A 3,243-nucleotide genomic window follows, 5' to 3' on the forward strand; every position below is an offset into this window, starting at 1 on the left:
GAAACCTTCACTGATGTTAGAGGCACCAGGGGTGGTGCTTGGCAGAGTGGTGGCGCGCCGATTCGTTCTTTAACTGCCCATCGTGCCATTCTGGCTGCGAGAGTTATTTATTGCCATTCAGCCATACTTTTTCACGGTAACTCTCATGATCCTGAAGCTCACCCCCGAACATGAAAGCCGCGCGATGGGCGATGATGTGCATGTGGGAGAGGGTGGACGAGAGGTCGATTAACATTTGGCGGATACACCCCGCGTTCTAACTGGACCCGACCCGGACAGTCCGTCCCCCCGATTGTTCCCTGTGTTGTTTGCAGAGGACGCACGGTAAAGAGGCCTGCGCCGATTTCCGACGCAAGGCGTAACTGACCGGGTTGTCCGCCGTCTCCCACGGTGCAGTTTAACCACAGGAGATACGTCATGGAAACCCTTCACCAACGGGTCGCCGGCATCGACGTGCATCGCATGAAACACGTCGTGACCGTCCTGATCGAGGACGACAGCGGCCAAACCAGCAAACACCAGCGTGAATTCGGCGGCTTCAAGCGCGACCTCAAGGCCTTGGCCACCTGGCTGCGGGAACAGGGTGTCGAACTGGCCATTCCGGAGAGCACGGGCATTTACTGGAAGAGCGTCTACGCTCATCTGGAGCATGCCGGCGTGCCAGCCTGGGTAGTCAATGCCCACCACGTCAAGCACGTGCCCGGCCGCAAGACGGACGTGGCCGACTCGGAGTGGCTGGCCCAATTGGGGCGTTTTGGATTGGTCCGCGGCAGTTTCATTCCGCCCCGCGACTTGCGCGAACTGCGGCTGGTGTCGCGCTACCGCAAAAAACTGGTGGCCCTGCTGGCCGCCGAGAAGAACCGGCTGCACAAGCTACTCGACGATGCCGGCATCAAGCTGGGCGGTCTCGTCGCGGACATCAATGGCAAGGCGGCACAAGCCATTGTCGATGGTTTGATCGACGGCCAGCCGGCGAGCGAGCTAATCAAGCTCTCTGGTCGCTTGCGGGCGCCCAAGGAAGACATCCTCGCCTCCCTCGACGGCGACTTGTCGCCTCGCCACACGATGGTGCTGCGCGAACTGCGCAGCCATATCGGCGAACTGGAAGCCCGTCTGCGCAGACTGGACGCCTACTTGATCGAGGCCATGCAACCTTATGCCTGGGCCTTTGAGCTGCTGCAGACGATTCCCGGGATCGATGTCATGGCGGCGGCCGCCATCCTGATCGAGATCGGCGACGACATGACCCGTTTCGGCAGCGCACCGCGCCTCGCCTCTTGGGCGGCCCTGTGTCCGGGCAATAACGAAAGTGCGGGCAAACGAAAAAGCGGCAAGACGCGCAAGGGCAATACCCTTCTGCGTGCCTTGCTCTGCGAAGCCGCCAATGCAGCCCGATGTACCCTGTCGGTTTTCAAAGCCAAGTATCAGGGACTCGTGGTCCGACGCGGACACAAAAAAACCATTGTGGCCTTGGCCCATAAACTCATTCGTACCATTTACTTCATGCTTACCCGCCGCCAGGCGTATCACGACTCGGGGTTTGATTACGCCGCGGCGAACGTGGCCAAAAATGCTCCACGCTGGCTAAAGGCGTTGAAACGTTTCGGCTATTGGCCCGAAACCGCTGCCGCCTAGCCAGCCTGTTCTTCTCTCTCTCTCTCTCTGCTATCCCGCCAGAACGGCTGGGAGGTTCATCATCGCCCATCGCGCGGGGGCTTTCACGGTAAGTTCCCTTGCGGGACCGGTGTAATTCCTTACGAACAAGCAGCGTAGCGCGCAATGTGATTGTGCGAAACGACTGGACTGCAGCGCTGTGACGCGGCTGCAGAGATCAACTCTGGTGCCGGGGAAAATTTCCCCGAGGGACATTCTTTCAAGGGTGCTCCTTATCGCGCTTGCGCGACGCTTCCTTGCCGATGTGATCGGACAAGGCCAGTAGATTGAACCCAAGGGCTGTGAGCCCAAAGGTTGGTTGCGCTTCCACCAGAAATGCTGGAGCAATCGTCATTGATTCAAATTTCTAAACACCACGCCATTTCACCACCGAACGTTTTATTTGTTGTCGCCCGTGGCTCCCGGGCGACCCGCGCCTTTGCGCACTCGATGTCACCGCCATCGAGACGATATGGAAAATCTACTTATGGAGATTCGATTGATATGGAGAAGCACCAAGGAGTATCAATGCGCGGGTGTGCGGAGCAAGCATTGCTATCCGCTGCACCGCGCGATGTTGCAATGGTTGAGCGCAATGTCCCGGATGAAGCGGGCCCTGCGTTCTTTCTTGAAGTGATAGCAGACAGCGCAGAGGCAACGCCTCACGCCGGATCAAGGAGAATGACATGAAGAAGTCCCTCGCAGCCAAAGTGCTGCCGAAGTCCGTACAGGACGATATTGATCGCCAGATCGAACCCCATTTGAAAGTTCGCGCCTCGGGCGTTGGTTTATGCTCAACCAAGACGGGGAAAGAACGACGTATGCACATTCGCGCCTCTGTGGCGCAACTGTGGGTGCTGGGGTATCGAATTCTGAAACTGGCATCGCTGAGCCCGAAGCACGTTCAGGCTTTGATGACTTACTGGGAGAAGGAGGGCCGATCCGCAGAATTTCTCCATAACCGCTTGTCCGCCTTGCGCACTTTGGCCGGCTGGCTGGGAAAACGGAATGTGGTTCTGGATATGGAGGACTACTTCCCCAGGGAGCGGACGCAGCGCCATGCCGCGACGAGGGTGAATCTGTCGTGGTCGGCCAACGGCGTCGATCCGCTGAAGATGATCGAGTTTGCCAAATCGATCGATGAACGTCTGGCGGTGATGCTCTCCCTGCAGCACTTCTTCGGTTTGCGCGTGAAGGAAAGCATCGAGATTCGCCCAAGCAATGCCTTGATTGACGGGGGTCGGGCCATTGAAGTCTTTGAGGGCACGAAAGGCGGCAAGCCCCGTCAGATTCCGATCCGCAACGAGGCGCAGCGTGAAGCATTCGACTGGGCCTGCCGGGTGGCGACGGAAGGACGGATCAAACGACTGAGGTGGCCGGACTGCACCTGGCTCCAGGCGCAAGGACGTTTTTATGGGTTTATGCGCCGCTTGATGATCACCAAGGATCAGCTCGGTGTGACCCCGCACGGACTGCGGCACGGCAATCTTCAACGCTTGTATCGGGAGGAATCGGGATTCCTGAGCCCGATTGAAGTGGCGGCATCGAGTCAGTACGGAACGGCTGTCGCTATGCCTATTCCCCCGTTGG

General features: G+C 58.4%; 2 protein-coding genes. Both read left to right on the forward strand.

The genetic code is table 11. From position 1 onward, the window contains the following. The first annotated feature begins 417 nt into the window (after positions 1–417). Positions 418–1,635, forward strand: a complete 1,218-nt coding sequence (locus JNM42_RS05205) for an IS110 family transposase (protein WP_294267251.1) — start codon at positions 418–420, stop codon at positions 1,633–1,635. 704 nt (positions 1,636–2,339) lie between these two features. Continuing rightward, on the forward strand, positions 2,340–3,243 hold a 904-nt coding region (locus tag JNM42_RS05210), incomplete at its 3' end, for an integrase domain-containing protein (RefSeq protein WP_294267254.1).

The sequence above is a fragment of the Propionivibrio sp. genome, from assembly GCF_016790145.1.
GTDB lineage: Bacteria > Pseudomonadota > Gammaproteobacteria > Burkholderiales > Rhodocyclaceae > Propionivibrio.

Excerpts from the sequence above, each read along its gene's own strand:
- JNM42_RS05205 (WP_294267251.1), top strand. The coding sequence starts at position 418 with ATGGAAACCCTTCACCAACGGGTCGCCGGCATCGACGTGCATCGCATG.